General features: G+C 71.0%; 19 protein-coding genes. 7 read left to right on the top strand and 12 right to left on the bottom strand.

From position 1 onward, the window contains the following. Positions 1 to 724, top strand: a 724-nt coding sequence (gene purU, locus VNT59_RS12325) for a formyltetrahydrofolate deformylase (RefSeq protein ID WP_325498701.1), incomplete at its 5' end; no start/stop codon positions are given. Positions 725 to 787: 63 nt separating this feature from the next. On the opposite strand, the gene VNT59_RS12320 is transcribed toward purU, so the two are convergent. After that, on the bottom strand, positions 788 to 1,582 hold the full coding sequence (locus VNT59_RS12320; protein ID WP_325498700.1) for a class I SAM-dependent methyltransferase: 795 nt from the start codon (positions 1,580 to 1,582) through the stop codon (positions 788 to 790). Positions 1,583 to 1,873: 291 nt separating this feature from the next. On the opposite strand from VNT59_RS12320, the gene VNT59_RS12315 reads away from it, so the two are divergent. Together VNT59_RS12315 and VNT59_RS12310 are read left to right on the top strand one after the other, a co-directional pair. Further along, the gene (locus tag VNT59_RS12315) at positions 1,874 to 3,367 is read left to right on the top strand and encodes an FAD-linked oxidase C-terminal domain-containing protein (RefSeq protein WP_325498699.1); all 1,494 of its coding nucleotides are present in this window, start codon (positions 1,874 to 1,876) and stop codon (positions 3,365 to 3,367) included. Positions 3,368 to 3,582: 215 nt separating this feature from the next. Continuing rightward, positions 3,583 to 4,545, top strand: a complete 963-nt coding sequence (locus VNT59_RS12310; RefSeq protein ID WP_325498698.1) for a GlcNAc-transferase family protein — start codon at positions 3,583 to 3,585, stop codon at positions 4,543 to 4,545. On the opposite strand, the gene VNT59_RS12305 is transcribed toward VNT59_RS12310, so the two are convergent. Genes VNT59_RS12305 through tsaB form a run of 3 tightly spaced genes read right to left on the bottom strand, consistent with a single transcriptional unit; the run spans position 4,533 to position 6,474 of the window. After that, entirely contained in the window at positions 4,533 to 5,327 is a 795-nt protein-coding gene (locus VNT59_RS12305) for a uracil-DNA glycosylase (protein WP_325498697.1), read from the bottom strand. The two genes, VNT59_RS12310 and VNT59_RS12305, sit on opposite strands and share 13 nt — an antisense overlap. Further along, complete coding sequence (gene rimI / locus VNT59_RS12300; protein ID WP_325498696.1) at positions 5,324 to 5,785, bottom strand: ribosomal protein S18-alanine N-acetyltransferase; 462 nt, start codon at positions 5,783 to 5,785, stop codon at positions 5,324 to 5,326. The genes VNT59_RS12305 and rimI overlap by 4 nt, the downstream gene beginning before the upstream one ends. Beyond that, positions 5,782 to 6,474, bottom strand: coding sequence for a tRNA (adenosine(37)-N6)-threonylcarbamoyltransferase complex dimerization subunit type 1 TsaB (gene tsaB / locus VNT59_RS12295; RefSeq protein WP_325498695.1), 693 nt, complete (start codon positions 6,472 to 6,474; stop codon positions 5,782 to 5,784). The genes rimI and tsaB overlap by 4 nt, the downstream gene beginning before the upstream one ends. Before the next feature lie 51 nt (positions 6,475 to 6,525). Here tsaB and dacB point away from each other — a divergent pair, with 51 nt between their 5' ends. The 3 genes from dacB (at position 6,526) to VNT59_RS12280 (ending at position 8,720) form a co-directional block, all read left to right on the top strand. Then, positions 6,526 to 7,920, top strand: a complete 1,395-nt coding sequence (gene dacB, locus VNT59_RS12290) for a D-alanyl-D-alanine carboxypeptidase/D-alanyl-D-alanine endopeptidase (RefSeq protein ID WP_325498694.1) — start codon at positions 6,526 to 6,528, stop codon at positions 7,918 to 7,920. Beyond that, complete coding sequence (locus VNT59_RS12285) at positions 7,917 to 8,186, top strand: SemiSWEET transporter (protein ID WP_325498693.1); 270 nt, start codon at positions 7,917 to 7,919, stop codon at positions 8,184 to 8,186. The genes dacB and VNT59_RS12285 overlap by 4 nt, the downstream gene beginning before the upstream one ends. Positions 8,187 to 8,261: 75 nt before the next feature. After that, positions 8,262 to 8,720 carry a C-GCAxxG-C-C family protein gene (locus tag VNT59_RS12280; protein WP_325498692.1) on the top strand — a complete coding sequence of 153 codons (459 nt, stop codon included), beginning with the start codon at positions 8,262 to 8,264 and terminating at the stop codon, positions 8,718 to 8,720. 84 nt (positions 8,721 to 8,804) lie between these two features. On the opposite strand, the gene VNT59_RS12275 is transcribed toward VNT59_RS12280, so the two are convergent. The 4 genes from VNT59_RS12275 to purE are packed head-to-tail and all read right to left on the bottom strand — an operon-like array spanning position 8,805 to position 12,479. Further along, entirely contained in the window at positions 8,805 to 9,758 is a 954-nt protein-coding gene (locus VNT59_RS12275) for an SGNH/GDSL hydrolase family protein (RefSeq protein ID WP_325498691.1), read from the bottom strand. Positions 9,759 to 9,812: 54 nt separating this feature from the next. Next, positions 9,813 to 10,814 carry an L-threonylcarbamoyladenylate synthase gene (locus tag VNT59_RS12270; RefSeq protein ID WP_325498690.1) on the bottom strand — a complete coding sequence of 334 codons (1,002 nt, stop codon included), beginning with the start codon at positions 10,812 to 10,814 and terminating at the stop codon, positions 9,813 to 9,815. A gap of 10 nt (positions 10,815 to 10,824) precedes the next feature. Then, positions 10,825 to 11,979, bottom strand: a complete 1,155-nt coding sequence (locus VNT59_RS12265; protein WP_414708385.1) for a 5-(carboxyamino)imidazole ribonucleotide synthase — start codon at positions 11,977 to 11,979, stop codon at positions 10,825 to 10,827. Continuing rightward, entirely contained in the window at positions 11,976 to 12,479 is a 504-nt protein-coding gene (gene purE, locus VNT59_RS12260) for a 5-(carboxyamino)imidazole ribonucleotide mutase (protein ID WP_325498689.1), read from the bottom strand. The genes VNT59_RS12265 and purE overlap by 4 nt, the downstream gene beginning before the upstream one ends. A 126-nt stretch (positions 12,480 to 12,605) precedes the next feature. Here purE and trxA point away from each other — a divergent pair, with 126 nt between their 5' ends. Continuing rightward, positions 12,606 to 13,490: a thioredoxin gene (gene trxA / locus VNT59_RS12255; RefSeq protein ID WP_325498688.1), complete on the top strand. Its 885-nt coding sequence runs from the start codon at positions 12,606 to 12,608 to the stop codon at positions 13,488 to 13,490. A 179-nt stretch (positions 13,491 to 13,669) separates the two neighbouring features. Here the strand turns inward: trxA and VNT59_RS12250 are convergent, their stop codons facing one another. The 4 genes from VNT59_RS12250 to pgk form a co-directional block, all read right to left on the bottom strand. Then, positions 13,670 to 14,578, bottom strand: coding sequence for a phosphoribosylaminoimidazolesuccinocarboxamide synthase (locus VNT59_RS12250; RefSeq protein ID WP_325498687.1), 909 nt, complete (start codon positions 14,576 to 14,578; stop codon positions 13,670 to 13,672). Positions 14,579 to 14,642: 64 nt separating this feature from the next. Further along, positions 14,643 to 15,707: a class II fructose-bisphosphate aldolase gene (gene fba / locus VNT59_RS12245; protein WP_325498686.1), complete on the bottom strand. Its 1,065-nt coding sequence runs from the start codon at positions 15,705 to 15,707 to the stop codon at positions 14,643 to 14,645. Between the two features lie 131 nt (positions 15,708 to 15,838). Continuing rightward, complete coding sequence (pyk, locus tag VNT59_RS12240) at positions 15,839 to 17,275, bottom strand: pyruvate kinase (RefSeq protein ID WP_325498685.1); 1,437 nt, start codon at positions 17,273 to 17,275, stop codon at positions 15,839 to 15,841. A 167-nt stretch (positions 17,276 to 17,442) separates the two neighbouring features. Further along, positions 17,443 to 18,188 (bottom strand): phosphoglycerate kinase (pgk, locus tag VNT59_RS12235; RefSeq protein WP_325498684.1); only part of this gene is annotated, 746 nt, incomplete at its 5' end.

The following is an 18,188-nucleotide window of genomic DNA, read 5'->3' as shown; positions in this document are numbered from 1 at the left end:
CACCGGGCTGTTCTTCATGCGGGTGCAGTTCGCCTGCGACCAGCTCACGCACGAGGATCTGACGCTGCAGCTGGGCCTCTTCGCCGAGCCGTTCCGCATGGACTGGCGCCTGCACGCGCTGCGCCAGCCGATGCGCACCGTGATCCTGGTGAGCAAGGAAGGCCACTGCCTGAACGACCTGCTGTTCCGGTGGAAGAGCGGACTGCTGCGGCTGGACATCGCCGCGATCGTCTCCAACCACCGCGACTTCTACCAGCTCGCCGCCAGCTACAACGTGCCGTTCCACCACCTGCCGGTGACGGCTGCCACCAAGGCGCAGGTGGAAGCCAGGCAGTTCGAGATCATCGAGTCGGAACGGGCCGAGCTGGTGGTGCTGGCCCGCTACATGCAGATCCTGTCGGACGACCTGTGCCGCAAGCTCGCCGGCCGGGCGATCAACATCCACCACAGCTTCCTGCCCAGCTTCAAGGGCGCCAAGCCCTACTACCAGGCGCACGACCGCGGCGTGAAGCTGATCGGCGCCACGGCCCATTACGTCACGGCCGATCTCGACGAGGGCCCGATCATCGAACAGGACGTTGCCCGCGTCGACCACAGCTTCACCGTCGAAGATCTCACGGCGCAGGGCCGCGACACCGAGAGCCAGGTGCTGGCGCGGGCGGTGAAATGGCACAGCGAGCACCGCGTCCTGATGAACGGCCACAAGACCGTGGTCTTCAGGTAGCGCCCACGAAAAAGCCGCCGGTCGCTGGCGCGGCGGCGGCTGGTGCGGGCCCGGCGGACCGGCTTACTGCTTGGTGGCGGTGATGATCTGGAAGTTGCCGAAGAAGAACGTCTGGCGCTCGACGGCCCAGCCGCCCATCTCGTTCAGGACCACGACCGGATCGTGGCTGTCCCACAGCGCCAGGCCCAGCGGCTCGAACACCTTGAAGTAGCTCCAGCTCAGGCACTTGAGCACCAGCGGCGTCGGCTTGTGGAACTCGCCCAGGTACAGCTTGCCGCCCTTGGCCAGCATCCGCCCGGCCTCGGCCAGCGCCTTCACTTTCAGGTCGTGCGGCAGCTCGTGCAGCAGGAAGAACATGATGTTGGCGTCGGCGAAGCCTTCGCGCAGCGTCATGTCGGTCGCGTCTTCCTCGACGTAGTCGATCTTGCGCCCGTACTGGCGATCGAGCTTGCTCTTGGCGTGCGTCAGTTCGTTCCTGATGATGTCGGCGATCACGACCTTGTCGGCACCCGAGCCCATGGCCGCCTCCACGCAGCGCGGGATCACGTTGCCGAAGGCGCACGAGGTGATCAGGATCTTCTTGCGCTTCAGGTTGGTGGCGCGCAGGCCGGCGACGATCTTGGAGACCAGGCGGTGGTACTGGAACAGCAGGATCGCGGAGATGATCGGCTGGAAGTCGACCATCTTGATCAGGCGCATGTTCGAGTAGATCGGGTACACGTGCGATTCGCTGCTGCGCGGGCCGCGCGAGAGGCCGCGCACGATCAGCGCGCCGCGCGTGGCGACGAAGAAGAACAGCCCGGTGGCTGCGAGCAGGAAGAACACGCCTGCCGCGGTGTTGACCATCCACGCGCTCATGGCAGCGCCTCCTGCCGGACCATGGCGGTCGCTTGTCGGGTGCTCACGTTCATGACCTTCCTTTCCGTCTCAAGAATCATTCACCGGCCTCATCGTGCCAGCGCTCGAGCTGGCGCGACTTGACATTTCTCATGGGACGCGGCGGGGCCGACAGGCGGCGGCCGCAGGGCTGCGGGGCGGCCCCGCCGGGTGGTACAAACGGGGATCAATTCCTGACCTGTTTGGTGCGTTGATGAACCTTCCTGCCCCGGCCACCGCCATGCGCGCGCGTTCGCGGCGAAAGCCGGGCGCGTGAACGCGCCCGCCGAAGCCGCGGCGCTCCAGCGCGCCGAGCTGCAGCCGCGCGTGGTGGCGGCGCTGGCGCCGCTGCTGCCGCGCGGCGGCCTGCTGTGGAACGCCGAGGACACCACGCCCTACGAGTGCGACGGGCTGACGGCCTACCGCCAGCGGCCGCTGGCGGTCGCCCTGCCGGAGACCGACGCCCAGGTGCAGGCCGTGCTGCGGGCCTGCCACGACCTGCGGGTGCCGGTGGTGGCGCGCGGCGCCGGCACCGGGCTGTCCGGCGGCGCGATGCCCGATCCGGCGGGGGTGACGCTGTCGCTGGCCCGCTTCAACCGGATCCTCAAGCTCGATCCGTACGCGCGCACCGCGCTGGTGCAATGCGGCGTGCGCAACCTCGCGATCAGCGAGGCCGCCGCCCCCCATGGCCTGTACTACGCGCCCGATCCCTCGTCGCAGATCGCGTGCACGATCGGCGGCAACGTGGCCGAGAACTCGGGCGGCGTGCATTGCCTGAAATATGGCCTCACCGTCCACAACGTGCTGAAGGTGCGCGGCTTCACGGCCCAGGGCGATCCGGTGGAATTCGGCAGCGACGCGCTGGATGCGGCGGGCTTCGACCTGCTCAGCGCCGTCGTCGGCAGCGAAGGCATGCTCGCCGTGCTGACCGAAGTCACCGTGAAGCTGGTGCCCAAGCCCCAGCTCGCGCGCTGCATCATGGCCAGCTTCGACGACGTTCGCCGGGCCGGCGACGCGGTGGCCGAAGTGATCGCGGCCGGGATCATCCCCGCCGGGCTGGAAATGATGGACAAGCCGATGACCGCGGCGGTGGAGGATTTCGTGCACGCCGGCTACGACCTGGAGGCGGCGGCGATCCTGCTGTGCGAAAGCGACGGCACGCCCGAGGAAGTGGACGAAGAGATCGGCCGCATGACCGAGGTGCTGCGGCGCGCCGGCGCCACGGCGATCGCGGTGAGCCGCGACGAGGCCGAGCGCTTGCGGTTCTGGAGCGGCCGCAAGAACGCCTTCCCGGCCTCCGGCCGCATCAGCCCCGACTACATGTGCATGGACTCGACGATTCCGCGCCGCCGGCTCGCCGACATCCTGCTGGCGATCCAGCAGATGGAAGAGAAGTACCGGCTGCGCTGCGTCAACGTGTTCCACGCCGGCGACGGCAACCTGCACCCGCTGATCCTGTTCGATGCGAACGACGCCGACCAGTTGCGCCGCTGCGAGCAGTTCGGCGCCGAGATCCTCGAGACCAGCGTCGCCATGGGCGGCACCGTCACCGGCGAGCACGGCGTCGGCATCGAGAAGCTCAATTCGATGTGCGTGCAGTTCAGCGCGGCGGAACTGGAGCAGATGCGGGCCGTCAAGCGCGCGTTCGACCCCCAGCTGCTGCTCAACCCCGGCAAGGTGATTCCGACGCTGAACCGCTGCGCCGAGTACGGCAAGATGCTGGTGCGCGGCGGGCGGCTCGCCCACTCCGAGCTGCCGCGCTTCTGAGGCGCATCGGCGGCAGGACTGGTCGCCGCCGACGCCGTCCTGGCTGCGCCGGCGCTCCTCGGCGGCTGCGCCGCATCGCGCCGCGATCGGCGCGCTGCCCGGACAGCACGGCTCGCACGGTGCAACATCGCGTCCCCGGGGCCGCGGCGGAGTGCGGGGCGGCCGCTTGCTACCATCGCGCGGGCGGGCTCAGCCGCGGGCCGCTTTCCCAGCTCATGAGCATCTTCGTCAGCATCGCTTCCTACTGCGACCCCGTGCTGGGGTTCACGCTGGCACGCGCCCGGGCGACGGCGAGCGCGCCGCGGCAGCTGCATTTCGGCGTGGTCGACCAGAGTTCCGCGGCTGCCGCGCCGCCGTCGGCCGCCGAACTCCAGCCCTGCCGGTTGAGCCATGTCCGGATCGAGCCGGTGTACGCCCGCGGTCCGTGCTGGGCGCGGGCGCTGGCGATGTCGCTCTACGAAGGCGAGGACTGGTTCCTGCAGATCGACTCGCACATGGATTTCGACCCCGGCTGGGACGAGCGCCTCGTCGCGCAAGCCCGCGCGCTGTTGCCCGGCCGCCGGGGCGTCGTGCTCTCGTCCTATCCCAACCCCTTCGTCTTCGACCAGGGCCAGCCGGCGCGGCGCCCCGCCACCGACAAGGTGCTGGCGCATGTGGTCAAACCCGGCGGCCACTTCGAGCCCGAGCACCCGGTGCTGGGGTTCGAGGCGCACCCGGTCCACGTCGACCAGCCGGTGCCCGGCTTCCACGTCGGCGCCGGCTGCCTGTTCGCGCCGGGCCGCTTCGTCGAGGCGTTCCCGTACGACCCCTGGTTCTACTTCCACGGCGAGGAGCAGGGCATCGCGATCCGCCTGTTCACCCACGGCTGGGACATCTTCCACATGCCCGGCCTGCCGCTCTACCACCTCTACAACAACGCGGAGGCCGGCGGGCCGCCGCGCCCCATGCACTGGGACGCCGCGCACGAGGCGCAGCGGCAGCGCAGCTGGTGGAGCCTGGAACAGCGCTCGCGGGCCCGGCTGACCGCGCTGGTGGACGGCAGTGCGCTGGGCGTGTTCGGCCTCGGCGGCGTGCGCACCATGGCCGACTACGCGGCGTTCAGCGGGATCGACTACCGGGCCCGGGTGCTGGCGCCGCAGGCGTTCCGGCCGCTGCTGCCGCAGCCTCAGCCGGCCTGAGCGCGCAGCTGCTCCAGCGCCAGGCAGAGATCGGCCCAGGCCTTCGCCTTCTCGGGCAGGTTGCGCAGCAGGTAGGCCGGGTGGTAGGTCACCACCAGCGGCACGCCCTGGTACTGGTGGACGCGGCCGCGCAGCCGGCCGATCGGCTCGGTGCTGCCCAGCAGCGACTGCACGGCGAAGCGGCCCAGCGCCAGGATGATCTTCGGCCGCAGCAGCTCGACCTGCCGCCGCAGGAACGGCTCGCACTGCGCGACTTCGGCCGGCTCGGGGTTGCGGTTGCCCGGCGGCCGGCACTTGAGCACGTTGGCGATGTACACCTTGCGCCGGCGGTCCACGCCGAGCGCGCGCAACATGTTGTCGAGCAGCTTGCCGGCCTGGCCGACGAAGGGTTCCCCCTGCAGGTCCTCCTGCTCGCCGGGTGCCTCGCCGACCACCAGCCAGTCCGGCTGCAGGTCGCCGACCCCGAACACCGTGGTGTGGCGCCGCTCGCACAGGCCGCAGGCGCGGCATCCGGCCACCGCCTGCGCGAGCGCTTCCCAGTCCATCTGCGCCACCGGGCCGGCCGGCAGGCGCACGACCGGCTGCGGCGCGATCGCCGGCGCGGCCGGCACCGGCGTGCTGCGCGCGATCGTCGGCTCGGCCACCGCTGGCCGCGGGGCCCGGATCGCGACGGGCGGCGCCGCCGGTTCCTGCGCGACCGCCGGAAGCGGCACGGCGGCGAAGCCGCGCAGGCCGATTTCGGCCAGCATGGCGCGCTGCCGTTGGTCCAGGGCGAGGGTCATAGCTTGTAGCTCATCACGACGGCATCTTCACGGCCGCCGGTGGCGGGGTAGTAGTTGCGGCGCTCGCCGACGCGCCGAAAGCCGTACCGCTCGTACAGATGCTGGGCCCTGGTGTTGCCCGCGCGCACTTCCAGCCACAGCCATTCGGCGCCGACGGCGCGCGACCAGAGCACCAGCGCATCGAGCATCAGTCGGCCCCAGCCTTGGCCCTGGCATTGCGGCACCACGGTGAGGTTGAGCAGATGCACCTCGTCGACGCCCTTCATGGCCACGTAGTAGCCGATCAGCGTCGAGCCGGCGACCAGCAGCCGGCCGTGATAGCCGGCGCGCAGCGAATCGACGAAGTTGCCATGGGTCCAGGGATGCGAATAGACGCGCTGTTCGAGCGCGACCACTTCGGCCAGACGCGATTCGGTCATCGGCTCGAAGTCGGCTTCGGCGTGGGGCAAGGCGCTCATGGGCTCGGGCTGGTCAGGGCTCGCGCCGCGGCGCGTTCCTCGGTCGTCTGGGCCACTTTATCGCGAATGTACAAGGGGATGGCGGCCGCCGCCGGGCCGGCCCGCCCGGCCGCCAGCAGCGCCGGCGCCAGCCGCAGCAAGGCCGCGGCGCTGGGCAGCGCCTCCACGCGCACGCCCCCCGGCAGGCGTTCGCCGTACGGCGCGAAGACATTGCCGGCCATGGCCCAGCCCGCCGGCACCTGCACCCGCTGCGGCGCCTGCACGGCGACGCCCTGGCGTTCCTGCCAGGCGGCGCCCGACCACTCGTAGGCGGCCGCATAGACCTCGTCCATGCGGGCATCGAGCATGGCGACGACGCGCGTCACCCCGGAGCTGCCGCGGGCCTGCTCGGCCACGGCGAGCAGCGTGTCCACCGCCAGCACCGGCAGGTCGGCGCCGAAGGCGAGGCCCTGGGCCACCGCGCAGGCGGTGCGCAGCCCGGTGAAGGAACCGGGGCCGCGGCCGAACACGATCGCGTCGAGGCCCGCCAGCGCCAGTCCCGACCGCGCCAGCAGGTCCTGGATCGCCGGGATCAGGGCGGCCGAGGCGTTCGCGCCGCCCGGTCCCTGCTGCTGCAGCGGCGCCGCGCCGCCGCGCTGCACGGCGATCGAGAAGACTTCGGTACTGGTGTCGAGGGCGAGCAGGTTCACGCAATGCTTTCCGCGGGACCCGCAATTATCGAGCCCCCGGATAATCCCCGGATGACACCTGCCCGCTGCCTCGCCCTCCTGCTGGCGCTCGCCTGCCTCCCGCTGGCGGCGCAGGGACTCCCGCCGGAGGTGGAAGCGGCGCTGGCGCGCGCCAAGCTGCCGCCGGATGCCGTGACCATGCTGGTGGTCGATGCCGACGGGCAGGCGCCGCCCCGGCTGGCGCACCGCCCCACCGTACCGGTCAATCCGGCCTCGATCGCCAAGCTCGCCACCACGGCCGCCGCCCTCGAGCTGCTGGGGCCCGCCTTCACCTGGCGCACGCCGGTGTACGTCGACGGCAACGTGCGTGACGGCACGCTGCAGGGCGACCTCTATATCAAGGGCAGCGGCGATCCCAAGCTGGTGGCGGAGCGGCTGTGGCTGCTGCTGCGGCGGGTGCAGGGGCTGGGCATCCGCTTCATCAGCGGCGACATCGTGCTGGACCGCAGCGCGTTCGAGGCCGCGCCGGCCGATCCGGCGGCGTTCGACGGCGAGCCGCTGCGGCCGTACAACGCGGCGCCCGATGCGCTGCTGGTCAACTTCAAGTCGCTGGTCCTCACCTTCACGCCGCTGGCGGGACAGGCCCGCGTGCAGATGGAGCCGCCGCTGGCCGGGGTCCGCGTCCCGGCCACCGTGCCGCTGGCGGCCGGCGACTGCAACGACTGGCGCGGCGGCCTGAAGGCGGGGCTCGGCGAGGCCGACCGCATCGGTTTCGCCGGCCGCTATCCGGCCGCCTGCGGCGAACGCAGCTGGCCGCTGGCGTTCGCCGACCCCGCCAGCTTCGCGGCGCGCGCGATCGGCGGCATCTGGCGCGAGATGGGCGGGCGGCTGGGCGGGCGCGTGCGCGACGGCCGGGTGCCGCCGGCGCTGGCCCCGGCCTTCGAATGGCAGTCGCCCACACTCGCCGAGATCGTGCGCGACGTGAACAAGTACAGCAACAACGTCATGGCGCAGCAGGTCTTCCTCACGCTGAGCCTGCAGCGGCAGGGCACCGGCACGATGGCCGGGTCGCGCGAGCTGATGCAACAGTGGTGGCGCGAGCGGGTGCCCGGCGCCGGCCTGCCCACGTTCAGCAACGGCGCGGGCCTGTCGCGCGAAGAGCGCGTCACGGCGCAGCAACTGGCGCAGCTGCTGCAGGCGGCGTGGCGGGCCCCGCTGATGCCCGAGCTGGTCTCGTCCCTGCCGCTGGCCGGCGTGGACGGCACGCTGCGCCGCACGCGCGGCAACGCCGTCGGCCTGGCCCACCTGAAGACCGGCAGCCTGCGCGACGTCGCCGGGGTCGCCGGCTACGTGCATGGCGACAGCGGCAAACGCTACGTGCTGGTGGCGATCGCCAACCACCCGCAGGCGGCCGCGGCGCGGCCCGCGATCGAGGCGCTGCTCGAATGGACGGCGCGCGACCGATGACGGGCTGGACCGAACTGGTGGGGTCATTGGCCGCGATCCTGACCACGGCGAGTTTCGTGCCGCAGGCCTGGCACACCTTCCGCAGCCGCGACGTGGCCGGCATCTCGCTCGGCATGTATTCGGTGTTCGCCTGCGGCGTCGCGCTGTGGCTGGTCTATGGGCTGCTGCTCGCGGCCTGGCCGATCGTCGCGGCCAACGGGATCACGCTGTGCCTGGCGCTCCTGATCCTGTTCATGAAGCTGCGCTACGGCCGCCGGCGGCGCTGACAGGTTGCACCGCGCCGGGCCCCGGCGATAGGATGAGCTTCCCGGGGCCCTGAGCCTCGATCACGGAGCAACGCCATGCAGCCGCCTCTGCCGCCCGCCGTCGGCCAATCCGCGCAAGACCTGTTCCGGTCCGGCCTGTTCTGCGCCGAGAGCGTGGTGCTGGCCGTCGCCCGGGCGCAAGGAGTCGCATCGCCGCTTCTGCCGCGCCTGGCCAGTGCCTTCTGCAGCGGCATGGCGCGCACCGGCGGCCCGTGTGGCGCGCTGACCGGGGCGGTGATGGGCGTGGGCCTGGCCCTCGGCCGCTCGAATGCGGGCGACCCGGTTCAGCCGGCCTACGCCGCCACCCAGCGGCTGGTGCAGGAGTTCGAAGCCCGGTTCGGCAGCCGCGACTGCCGGGCCCTCCTCGACGGCTGCGACCTGAACACGCCGGCCGGCCAGGCGAAGTTCCAGGAGCAGGGTCTGGCTCAGCGCTGCGTTCGGTATACCGGCGCGGCCGCCGAGATCGCGGCCCGCGTCATCGCCGACGGCCGATGACGGTGCCGCGGCGCCAGGGCCGGCGGCGGCGCAGCCAAGAAAAAAGCGCCCCGCGGGGCGCTCCATGCTCGGGGTCGGCCCGCCTCACCAGCGCTGGCGGATGCGGCCGTAGGCGTATTCGCCGAAGCGGCGATGCGCGGCCGGCGTCGGATAGACCGGGTCGGCGAACACGTACTGGTTGTAGTCCACCCCCGCCACCAGCGTCGCCGTGGTGCAGCGGGCCGAATTCACCTGCCCGGCGCCGATGCCGATCCCCGGACCCGGGTCGACCGAGGTGCACACCGGGTCCGTCGAATTCGACAAGCCGTAGGCCGCGGGCGTGGCGACCATGACATTGAAGATCAGCGGCGCGTCGACATACAGCACGTTCTGCCCGAGGTCGACCATCGAGACCAGCAGCTGGTCATTGAAGCGGCCGCTGGCCTGGGACAGCAGGTCGCCCTGGCCGCTGGCCTTGGCCCAGGGCGAGCGGCTGAGGTCGTAGGAGCCGACCACCACCACGTGCTGCGCGCCCGCCCCCACCAGCCGCCGCACCTGCGCCGCCAGGTCGCGGCCGGCCTGCTTGGCGGCTTCGATCGCCTGGTCGCGCGTCTGGGTCCCGGCGGTCACTTTGGCCGCCTCGGCGATGATGTCCGAGAAGCCGCCGTTGACGATCAGCAGGTCGTTGGCGCCGATCGGCCCCTTGGCCAGGAACGCGTCGATCTGTTCGGTGACCGTCGGCGTGGCGGCATTGCCCGCCGCATCCGGCTTGGCCGCGATGCGGGCGTTGCCGGTCGCGTACGAGGTGCCGCCGGCCGAGGCCGGCGCGAGGCCGAGCCCGAAGCTGACCGCGACCTGCTGGGTCCAGGTGTCGATGCCGCCGTCGTTGACGGTATAGCGCGACCCGCTCTGCCCGACGTCGGTGAACGCGTCGCCGAAGGACACGACCCGCGACGGCTGCAGCTGCGATTCGATGGTCCCGGAGCCGCACGCGGCCAGCAACAGCGCCGCGGCCGAGGCCAGGGCGAGCAGGGCACGGCGCTTCCATAGGCAAGACATGAGCAATTCTCCAAATGGCTAGGTGGCGAGTGTAACGAGCCCCGCCGCCGCGCCTCAGCGCACCGCCGCGCGCTGCAGGCGATCGCGCACGCCGTCCCAATCCGGCGCCGGCGGTGGCGTCTCGACCCAGATCAATTGCACGCCGGCATCATCGAACTGGCGCAGCACGGCGAACAGTTCGCGCGCAGCCAGGGCCGCGTCGTCGGGCATGCGCCGCTGCACGACCCTGGCGGCGGCGCTGTGCAGCGGCGCGCGCGCATAGACCGCGATCGCCGGCGCGTCGGCGCCGAGCAGCTGCAGCGCGGTGCGCAGCGCCGCCGCGTCCATCAGCCGGACCGCGGCCCGGGGCGCGTAGTGCGATTCCAGCGTCCCCGAGGCGCGGGGGGCGGCCTGCGGCGACTCGACCTGGTGCGGCAGCCGCAGCGGCTGTCCGCACGCCGCCGCCACCTGCTCGGCGGTCAGCACGCCCGGGCGCAGCAACACCGGCACGCCGCGCGTGCAGTCGACGATGGTCGACTCGATGCCGACGTCGCACGGCCCGCCGTCGAGGACCAGCAGCGCGTCGCCGAACTCCGAGCGCACGTGTTCGGCGGTGGTGGGGCTCACCCGGCCGAACTTGTTGGCGCTGGGTGCGGCCAGGCCGCTGATCGGCGGCTGCGCCCGCGCGCAGGCCAGCAGCAGCGCGTGGGCCACCGGGTGGGCCGGACAACGCAGCCCGATCGAGGCCTGGCCGCCGGCCGCCGCCGCGGCGCGCTCCGCCCGTCGCGGCAGGATCAGCGTGAGCGGGCCGGGCCAGAAGGCGGCCATCAGCTGCTGCGCGAACGCCGGCACCTCGGCGGCGAACTGCGGCACGGCGAGCGCATCGGGCACGTGCACGATCAACGGATGGTCGCTGGGACGGCCCTTGGCCGCGAAGATCTTCGCCACCGCTGCTTCGTTGCCGGCGTCCGCCGCCAGGCCATAGACGGTTTCGGTGGGCATGCCGACCAGGGCGCCGGCGGCCAGCGCGCGCACTGCCTCGGCGATGGCGGCGGGGGACTGCCCGTCGAGGATCACCGCGGCGCCCTCAGAACGGCTCGATGCCGAGCAGTTGCGCGGCCCGGGACGCACTCGCCCGCACCGCCTCGGCGGTCGGCCCGGTCACGGTCAGGTGTCCCATCTTGCGGCCGGGACGCGCGCTGAGCTTGCCGTACAGGTGCAGGTGCATCCCGGGCAGCGCCAGCACCTCGTGCCACGGCGGGGTCGCTTCCGCGCCCCGGGTGAACCAGAGGTCGCCCAGCAGGTTCAACATGATGGCCGGGCTGTGCTGGCGCGGCTGCACCAGCGGCAGGCCGGCCAGCGTGCGCACCTGCAGCTCGAACTGCGAGACATCGCACGCCTCGATGCTGTAGTGGCCGCTGTTGTGGGGCCGCGGCGCCATCTCGTTGACCACCAGCGAGCCGTCCTGCAGCAGGAAGAACTCGACGCACAGCACGCCGACGTAGTGCAGTCCCTCGGCGATGGCGCGCGTGGCGGCGACCGCCTGGCGCGCCGTCGCCGCCGGCAGGATGCCGGTGCCGGCCTGCGTCACCGCCAGGATGCCGCCGCGGTGCAGGTTCCATTGCGGGGGCAGGTCGACCATCGCGCCGTCGTGCCCGCGCGCGACGATCACCGAGCATTCCGCGGCCAACGGCAGCAACCGCTCCAGCACGCAGGGCACGCCCTGGAGCGCCGCCCAGGCGCCGGCCAGTTCCTCGCGCGTGCCCACGCGCAGCTGGCCCTTGCCGTCGTAGCCCAGGCGCGCGGTCTTCAGCACGCCGGGCAACAGCGCGTCGGGCACCCGCTCGAGATCGGCCTCGGTCTCCAGCACCGCATGGGGAGCGCAGGCGACGCCGCAGCGCGTGAAGTGGGCCTTTTCCCGGGCCCGGTCCTGCGCGATCGCAACCGCGTCGGCGCCGGGCGACACCGGCCGGTGCGCCGCCAGCGTGGCCAGCGCCGGGGCCGGCACGTTCTCGAATTCGGTGGTCACGGCGGCGCTGCGCTGCAGCAGCTGGGCGAGGCCCTCCTGGTCGAGGTACGGCGTCTTGACGTGGTAGTGGCTCACCAGGCCGGCCGGACTGGCCGGGTCGGGGTCCAGGACCGCCGTGAAATAGCCCATCCGCTGGGCCGCGTGCACGAACATGCGGCCGAGCTGGCCGCCGCCCATCACGCCGAGCGTCGCGCCCGGGAGGATGACCGTCACGCGCTGCCCCCGGCCGGCGGCAGGCGCATGTCGCGCGCCGCCTGGGTCTGGCGCGCCCGATAGGCCTCCAGCTGGGCCCGCAGGGCGCCGTCGCCGCGCGCCAGCATGGCGACCGCGAACAGCGCCGCATTGGCCGCGCCGGCGGCGCCGATCGCGAACGTCGCCACCGGAATGCCCTTGGGCATCTGCACGATGCTGTGCAGCGAATCCACGCCCTGCAGGTGCCGGCTGGGCACCGGCACGCCCAGCACCGGGACCACGGTCTTGGCGGCGAGCATGCCCGGCAGATGGGCCGCGCCGCCGGCGCCGGCGATGATCGCCTGCAGCCCGCGGCCGGCCGCGGCGGCGGCATAGGCGAACATCTCGTCGGGCATCCGGTGGGCCGAGACCACCTGCGCCTCATGGGTGATGCCGAATTCCTGGAGAATCGCCACGGCGTGCTGCATGGTCTCCCAGTCGCTGCTGGAGCCCATCACGACGCCGACCTGGACGCCGCTCATGCCGCCTCCTGCCGGACTGCACCGGCGCGGGCGCCGCTGCCCGGCGGGCAGCGCAGAAGGAAGGCGTGCAGGTCCATAGAATTCCCAAAGAGACCAATTTTACGGTTTGCCCTTCAGAGAGCTTCCATGATCGACGTCACGCTGCAAAACTTCGAAAACGAGGTGATCAACGCCTCCAAATCCGTCCCGGTGCTGGTGGATTTCTGGGCCACCTGGTGCGGCCCGTGCAAGGTCATCGGGCCGCTGCTGGAGAAACTGGAGGCGCAGTACGCCGGCCGCTTCAAGCTGGTCAAGATCGATTCGGACCAGGAGCAGCAGCTCGCCGCCGCCTTCGGCATCCGCAGCATTCCCACCTGCATCCTGCTGATGGACGGCCAGCCGGTCGACGGCTTCATGGGCGCGCTGCCGGAAGGCAAGATCAAGGAATTCCTGGACAAGCATCTGCCGCCGGCCGAGGAGGAAGAGGAAGAACTGCTGGAGCAGGAGGCGCCGGCCGACGCCGGCTCGCAGCTGGAACGGCTGGAGCAGGCGGTGGCGGCCGACCCGGCCAACGACGATGCGCGCTTCGAGTACGTCAAGGCGCTGCTGCTCGCCGACCGCATCGACGATGCGAAGGTGGCCTTCGCCCCCGTCATCGGCAAGGTGGCCGCGGTGCGGCGCTTCGACTCCCTGCAGCGCTGGCTGGACGCGCTGGACGCCGCGGCGGCCGGCGCAGCCGCCCTGTCCGACCTGGACGCCAGGATCGCCGCCGACCGGCGCGATTTCGACGCGCGCCATCGCAAGGCGCAGCTGCTGATGGCCCGGGGGCAATGGACGCAGGCGATGGACGAGCTGCTGGAAATCCTGATGCGCGACAAGGCCTGGAACGAAGAACTGGCGCGCCGGACCTACATCGCGATCCTGGACATCATCGAGCCACCCAGGCCCAAGGTCGCCGAAGGCCAGATCCCGCCCGACGATCCCACCGTCGCCACCTACCGCCGCCGTTTGTCGAGCGTGGTGCTGAGCTGAGGCCCGCAGCACCCAGGCGCCCACGCATTTCTTGAACGCAGAGGGCGCGAAGGGGGCGCAGAGGACCCAGAAGAAACCATCGGTAGGTCTTTCTCCGCTTCTCCTGAATTCCTCAGCGCCCTCTGCGAATCGGCTGCGTCCTCTGCGTTCGAGACACCGCGGCGCGCCAATGACGCCGGCTACGCCAGCAGGCGTTCCAACGCCTCGCGGTACTTGGCGGCGGTCTTCTCGATCACGTCCTTCGGCAGGCGCGGCGCCGGCGGCGTCTTGTCCCAGGGCTTGCCGCCGATGCGCACCTGCTCCAGCCAGTCGCGCACGAACTGCTTGTCGAAGCTCGGCGGATTGGCGCCGGCGCGGAACGCGGCCTCGTAGCCTTCCACCGGCCAGTAGCGCGAGGAATCCGGCGTCAGCACCTCGTCCATCAGCACCATCCGGCCCTGTTCGTCGAGGCCGAATTCGAATTTCGTGTCGGCGATGATCATGCCCTTGGCCAGCGCCAGCGCCGCCGCCTCCCGGTACAGGGCGATGCTGGTGTCGCGGATCTTGGCGGCCAGCTCGGGGCCGACCAGGCGCACCACGTCGTCGAAGCTGATGTTCTCGTCGTGCTGGCCCATCTCGGCCTTGTGCGCCGGCGTGAAGATCGGCTCCGGCAGCGGACTCGCGTTCTTCAGGCCCGGCGGCAGCTGGACGCCGCACACCGATTGCGATTCCTGGTACTCCTTCCAGCCGCTGCCGGCCAGGTAGCCGCGCACCACGGCCTCCACCGGGATCGGCTTGAGCCGGCGCACCAGCATCGAACGGCCCGTGACCTGCGGCGCTTCGGCCGGCGTGACCACGCTCTCGGGCGCCTGCCCGGTCAGGTGATTCGGACAGACATGGCCGAGCTTGTCGAACCAAAACAGGGCCATCCGCGTCAGCAGCTCGCCCTTGCCGGGAATCGGCTCGCCCATGATCACGTCGAAGGCCGACAGGCGGTCGCTGGCGACCATCAGGATCCGGTCGTCGCCGACCGCATAGTTGTCGCGCACCTTGCCGCGGGCCAGCAGCGGCAGCGAGGTGAGCGAGGAGGTGTGCAGGGCGGAGGTCATGGGCGGCTCACGATGAAAAAGGGCCCGCTGCAGCAACGGGCCCTTCGATTATCGCGCCAGTGCTTCAGTGGACCACTTGCGCCAGTTCGCCCTTGGCATAGCGGGCGGCCACCGCCTGCAGCGGCGCGCCCTTGATCTTGCCGGCCTGGCCTTCGCAGCCGAACTGGATGTAGCGCTGCTTGCAGATCTGCTTGGCGGCCTCGCGCGCCGGCTTCATCCAGTCGCGCATGTCGAACTTCTCGGGGTTCTCGGCCATGAACTTGCGCACCGCGCCGGTCATCGCCAGCCGGATGTCGGTGTCGATGTTGATCTTGCGCACCCCGTGCTTGATCGCCTCCTGGATCTCCTCCACCGGCACGCCGTAGGTTTCCTTCATGTTGCCGCCGTACTGGCGGATGATCGCCAGCAGCTCCTGCGGCACGCTGGACGAGCCGTGCATCACCAGGTGGGTGTTGGGGATGCGGCGGTTGATCTCCTTGATGCGGTCGATCGCCAGGATGTCGCCGGTGGGCTTGCGCGTGAACTTGTAGGCGCCGTGACTGGTGCCGATGGCGATCGCCAGCGCATCCAGCTGCGTCTTCTTGACGAAGTCGGCGGCCTGCTCCGGATCGGTCAGCAGCTGGTCGCGCGTCATGGTCGCCTCCGTGCCGTGGCCGTCCTCCTTGTCGCCGCGCATCGTCTCCAGCGAGCCGAGGCAGCCCAGCTCGCCCTCCACGGTGACCCCCAGCTTGTGCGCCATGTCGACCACCTTGCGGGTGACGTCCACGTTGTAGTCGTAGCTGGCGATCGTCTTGCCGTCGGCCTCCAGCGAGCCATCCATCATCACCGACGAGAACCCCAGCTCGATGGCGCCCTGGCAGACGTCGGGGCTCTGGCCGTGGTCCTGGTGCATCACCAGCGGAATCGCGGGATAGGCCTCGATGGCGGCCTGGATCAGGTGCTTGATGAACGATTCGCCGGCGTACTTGCGGGCGCCGGCGCTGGCCTGCAGGATCACCGGGGCGCCCGTCTCCTTGGCCGCCTCCATGACGGCCTGGACCTGCTCGAGGTTGTTGACGTTGAAGGCCGGGATGCCATAGCCGTTGGCGGCGGCATGGTCCAGCAGTTCGCGCATGGAAACGAGTGGCATGGTGAGATCCGTAGGGGGAGTTGAAAAACCGACGTGCCCGGTACCGCGAGGCAATGCGGGAAATTCTACCTACGGCTCTGCGCCGGCGGGGCCGCTCGCCACGGTCGGGCAGCGCAGCGCGGCCCCTGCCCCTATTCGGCGCGAACGATCTTGAGCATGTTGGTGCCGCCCGGGGCACCCATGGGTTCGCCGCAGGTGATCGCGTAGATGTCGCCGCTCGCCACGATGCCGCGCTTTTTCAGATGCGCCTCGGCTTCGCCCAGGGCCGTGTCGCGGTCGGCGCTCTGATCGAGCAGCAGCGGCCGGACGTTGCGAAACAGCGCCATGCGCCGCTGCGTCGGCAGCTTGGGCGTCAGCGCGTACATCGGGATGTGGACGCGGTGCCGGCTCATCCAGAGGGCCGTGGAACCAGAATCGGTCAGCGCCACGATGGCCTTGCAGCCCAGGTGGTACGCGGTGAACAGCGCGCCCATGGCGATCGAGTGGTCGATGCGGGCGAAGGTCTTGCCGCTGAAGTCGGCGTCGAGCTTCACTTCCTCCGCCTTCTCCGCCTCCAGGCAGATGTTGGCCATCTCGACGATCGTCTCGAGCGGGTAGCGGCCGGTCGCGGTTTCCGCGCTCAGCATCACGGCGTCGGTGCCATCGAGGACGGCGTTCGCCACATCGCTCACCTCGGCGCGCGTGGGCACCGGGTTCGTGATCATCGATTCCATCATCTGCGTCGCCGTGATCACGACCTTGTCGTGATCGCGTGCCATGCGGATCATCCGCTTCTGCAGCGCCGGGACCGCGGCGTTGCCGACTTCCACCGCGAGGTCGCCGCGCGCCACCATGATGCCGTCGCTGGCCTTCAGGATCGATTCGAGGTTGGGGATCGCCTCGGCCCGCTCGATCTTGGCGATCAGACCCGGCCGGTGCCGATGCTCGGCGCCGGCGACGTTGCACAGCTGGCGCGCCATCTCCATGTCGGTGGCGTTCTTCGGGAAGCTCACCGCCACGTAGTCGGCACGCAGGCTCATCGCCGTGCGGATGTCCTCCATGTCCTTGGCCGTCAGCGCCGGCGCCGTCAGGCCGCCGCCCATCTTGTTGATGCCCTTGTTGTTGGACAGCTCGCCGCCCTGCTTGACGGTGGTGCGCACCTGCTCGCCCTTGACCGCATCCACCGTCAGCACGATCAGGCCGTCGTTGAGCAGCAGGACGTCGCCGGCCTTGACGTCGCGCGGCAGCTCCTTGTAGTCGAGGCCGACGCCCTTGTCGTCGCCGGGCTCGGTGCGCGACGCATCGAGCACGAACTTCGTGCCGGACTCCAGCTGCACCTTGCCGTCCGCGAACTTGCCGACGCGGATCTTGGGGCCCTGCAGGTCCGCCATGATCGCGACCTCGCGCCCGGCGCGGGCCGAGGCTTCGCGCACCAGCTTGGCCCGGTTGATGTGGTCGTCGGCGGTGCCGTGGCTGAAGTTGAGCCGCACGACGTTGACGCCGGCGCGGATCATCCGTTCGAGGAGCGCCGGATCGCTGGACGCCGGGCCGAGGGTGGCAACGATCTTGGTCGCGCGACGTACCGCCATCTCAGACCTCCGTGCCGGCCGTCTGGGCCTCGACTGGTTGCAGGAGCGGGGGGTGCATAGGCAGGTGCGCGGGCATGGGGCGGCGTGGTTGTGTTGAAAGGTGGATTCTCGCGCAGCCGGCGGCAAGCGCCGGCGGCGCGAGCGCAAACCGATGGCGGCGGCGGGGTTCAGCCGGCGGCGCGCCGCTGCAGGATCTCGAACGCGGGCAGCGTCTTGCCTTCGAGCACCTCGAGGAACGCACCGCCGCCGGTGGAGATGTAGCCGATCTGGCCTTCGATGCCGTACTTGGCGATCGCGGCCAGCGTGTCGCCGCCGCCGGCGATGCTGAAGGCGCTCGAATCGGCAATGGCGCGCGCGATCGTCTCCGTGCCCTTGGCGAAGGCGTCGAATTCGAACACGCCCACCGGGCCGTTCCACACGATGGTGCCGGCCGCGCGCAGCTGCTGCGCCAGCCGGGCGGCCGTCTCCGGGCCGATGTCGAGGATCAGGTCGTCGTCGGCCACCTCGGAGGCGCGCTTCACGGCGGCGGGCGCATCGGCGGCGAAGGCCTTGGCCGTCACCACGTCGCTGGGGATCGGCACTTCCGCGCCGCGCGCCTTCATGGCCTCGATCACCGCGGCGGCTTCGGCCACCAGGTCGGCTTCGGCCAGCGATTTGCCGATCTTCAGGCCGGCGGCCAGCATGAAGGTGTTGGCGATGCCGCCGCCGACGATCAGCTGGTCGACGTTGCGGGCCAGGGCTTGCAGGATGGTGAGCTTGGTCGAGACCTTCGAGCCCGCCACGATCGCCACCAGCGGCCGCTTCGGATTCGCCAGCGCCTTGGTGATGGCATCGATCTCGGCGGCCAGCAGCGGTCCGGCGCAGGCGATCTTCGCGTATTGCGCGATGCCGTAGGTGGAGGCTTCGGCGCGAT

The organism is Ramlibacter sp. (assembly GCF_035554825.1).
Lineage (GTDB): Bacteria > Pseudomonadota > Gammaproteobacteria > Burkholderiales > Burkholderiaceae_C > Ramlibacter.
Note: the sequence above shows the minus strand (reverse complement) of the source record. Positions and strands in the feature narration are given on the sequence as shown.

What these genes read in the sequence shown, in the direction of transcription:
- VNT59_RS12320 (WP_325498700.1), bottom strand. Translation starts at nt 1,582, where the DNA reads ATGAGCGCGTGGATGGTCAACACCGCGGCAGGCGTGTTCTTCCTGCTC.
- VNT59_RS12310 (WP_325498698.1), top strand. Translation starts at nt 3,583, where the DNA reads ATGAGCATCTTCGTCAGCATCGCTTCCTACTGCGACCCCGTGCTGGGG.
- VNT59_RS12305 (WP_325498697.1), bottom strand. Translation starts at nt 5,327, where the DNA reads ATGACCCTCGCCCTGGACCAACGGCAGCGCGCCATGCTGGCCGAAATC.
- rimI (WP_325498696.1), bottom strand. Translation starts at nt 5,785, where the DNA reads ATGAGCGCCTTGCCCCACGCCGAAGCCGACTTCGAGCCGATGACCGAA.
- dacB (WP_325498694.1), top strand. Translation starts at nt 6,526, where the DNA reads ATGACACCTGCCCGCTGCCTCGCCCTCCTGCTGGCGCTCGCCTGCCTC.
- VNT59_RS12285 (WP_325498693.1), top strand. Translation starts at nt 7,917, where the DNA reads ATGACGGGCTGGACCGAACTGGTGGGGTCATTGGCCGCGATCCTGACC.
- VNT59_RS12280 (WP_325498692.1), top strand. Translation starts at nt 8,262, where the DNA reads ATGCAGCCGCCTCTGCCGCCCGCCGTCGGCCAATCCGCGCAAGACCTG.
- VNT59_RS12275 (WP_325498691.1), bottom strand. Translation starts at nt 9,758, where the DNA reads ATGTCTTGCCTATGGAAGCGCCGTGCCCTGCTCGCCCTGGCCTCGGCC.
- purE (WP_325498689.1), bottom strand. Translation starts at nt 12,479, where the DNA reads ATGAGCGGCGTCCAGGTCGGCGTCGTGATGGGCTCCAGCAGCGACTGG.
- trxA (WP_325498688.1), top strand. Translation starts at nt 12,606, where the DNA reads ATGATCGACGTCACGCTGCAAAACTTCGAAAACGAGGTGATCAACGCC.
- VNT59_RS12250 (WP_325498687.1), bottom strand. Translation starts at nt 14,578, where the DNA reads ATGACCTCCGCCCTGCACACCTCCTCGCTCACCTCGCTGCCGCTGCTG.
- fba (WP_325498686.1), bottom strand. Translation starts at nt 15,707, where the DNA reads ATGCCACTCGTTTCCATGCGCGAACTGCTGGACCATGCCGCCGCCAAC.
- pyk (WP_325498685.1), bottom strand. Translation starts at nt 17,275, where the DNA reads ATGGCGGTACGTCGCGCGACCAAGATCGTTGCCACCCTCGGCCCGGCG.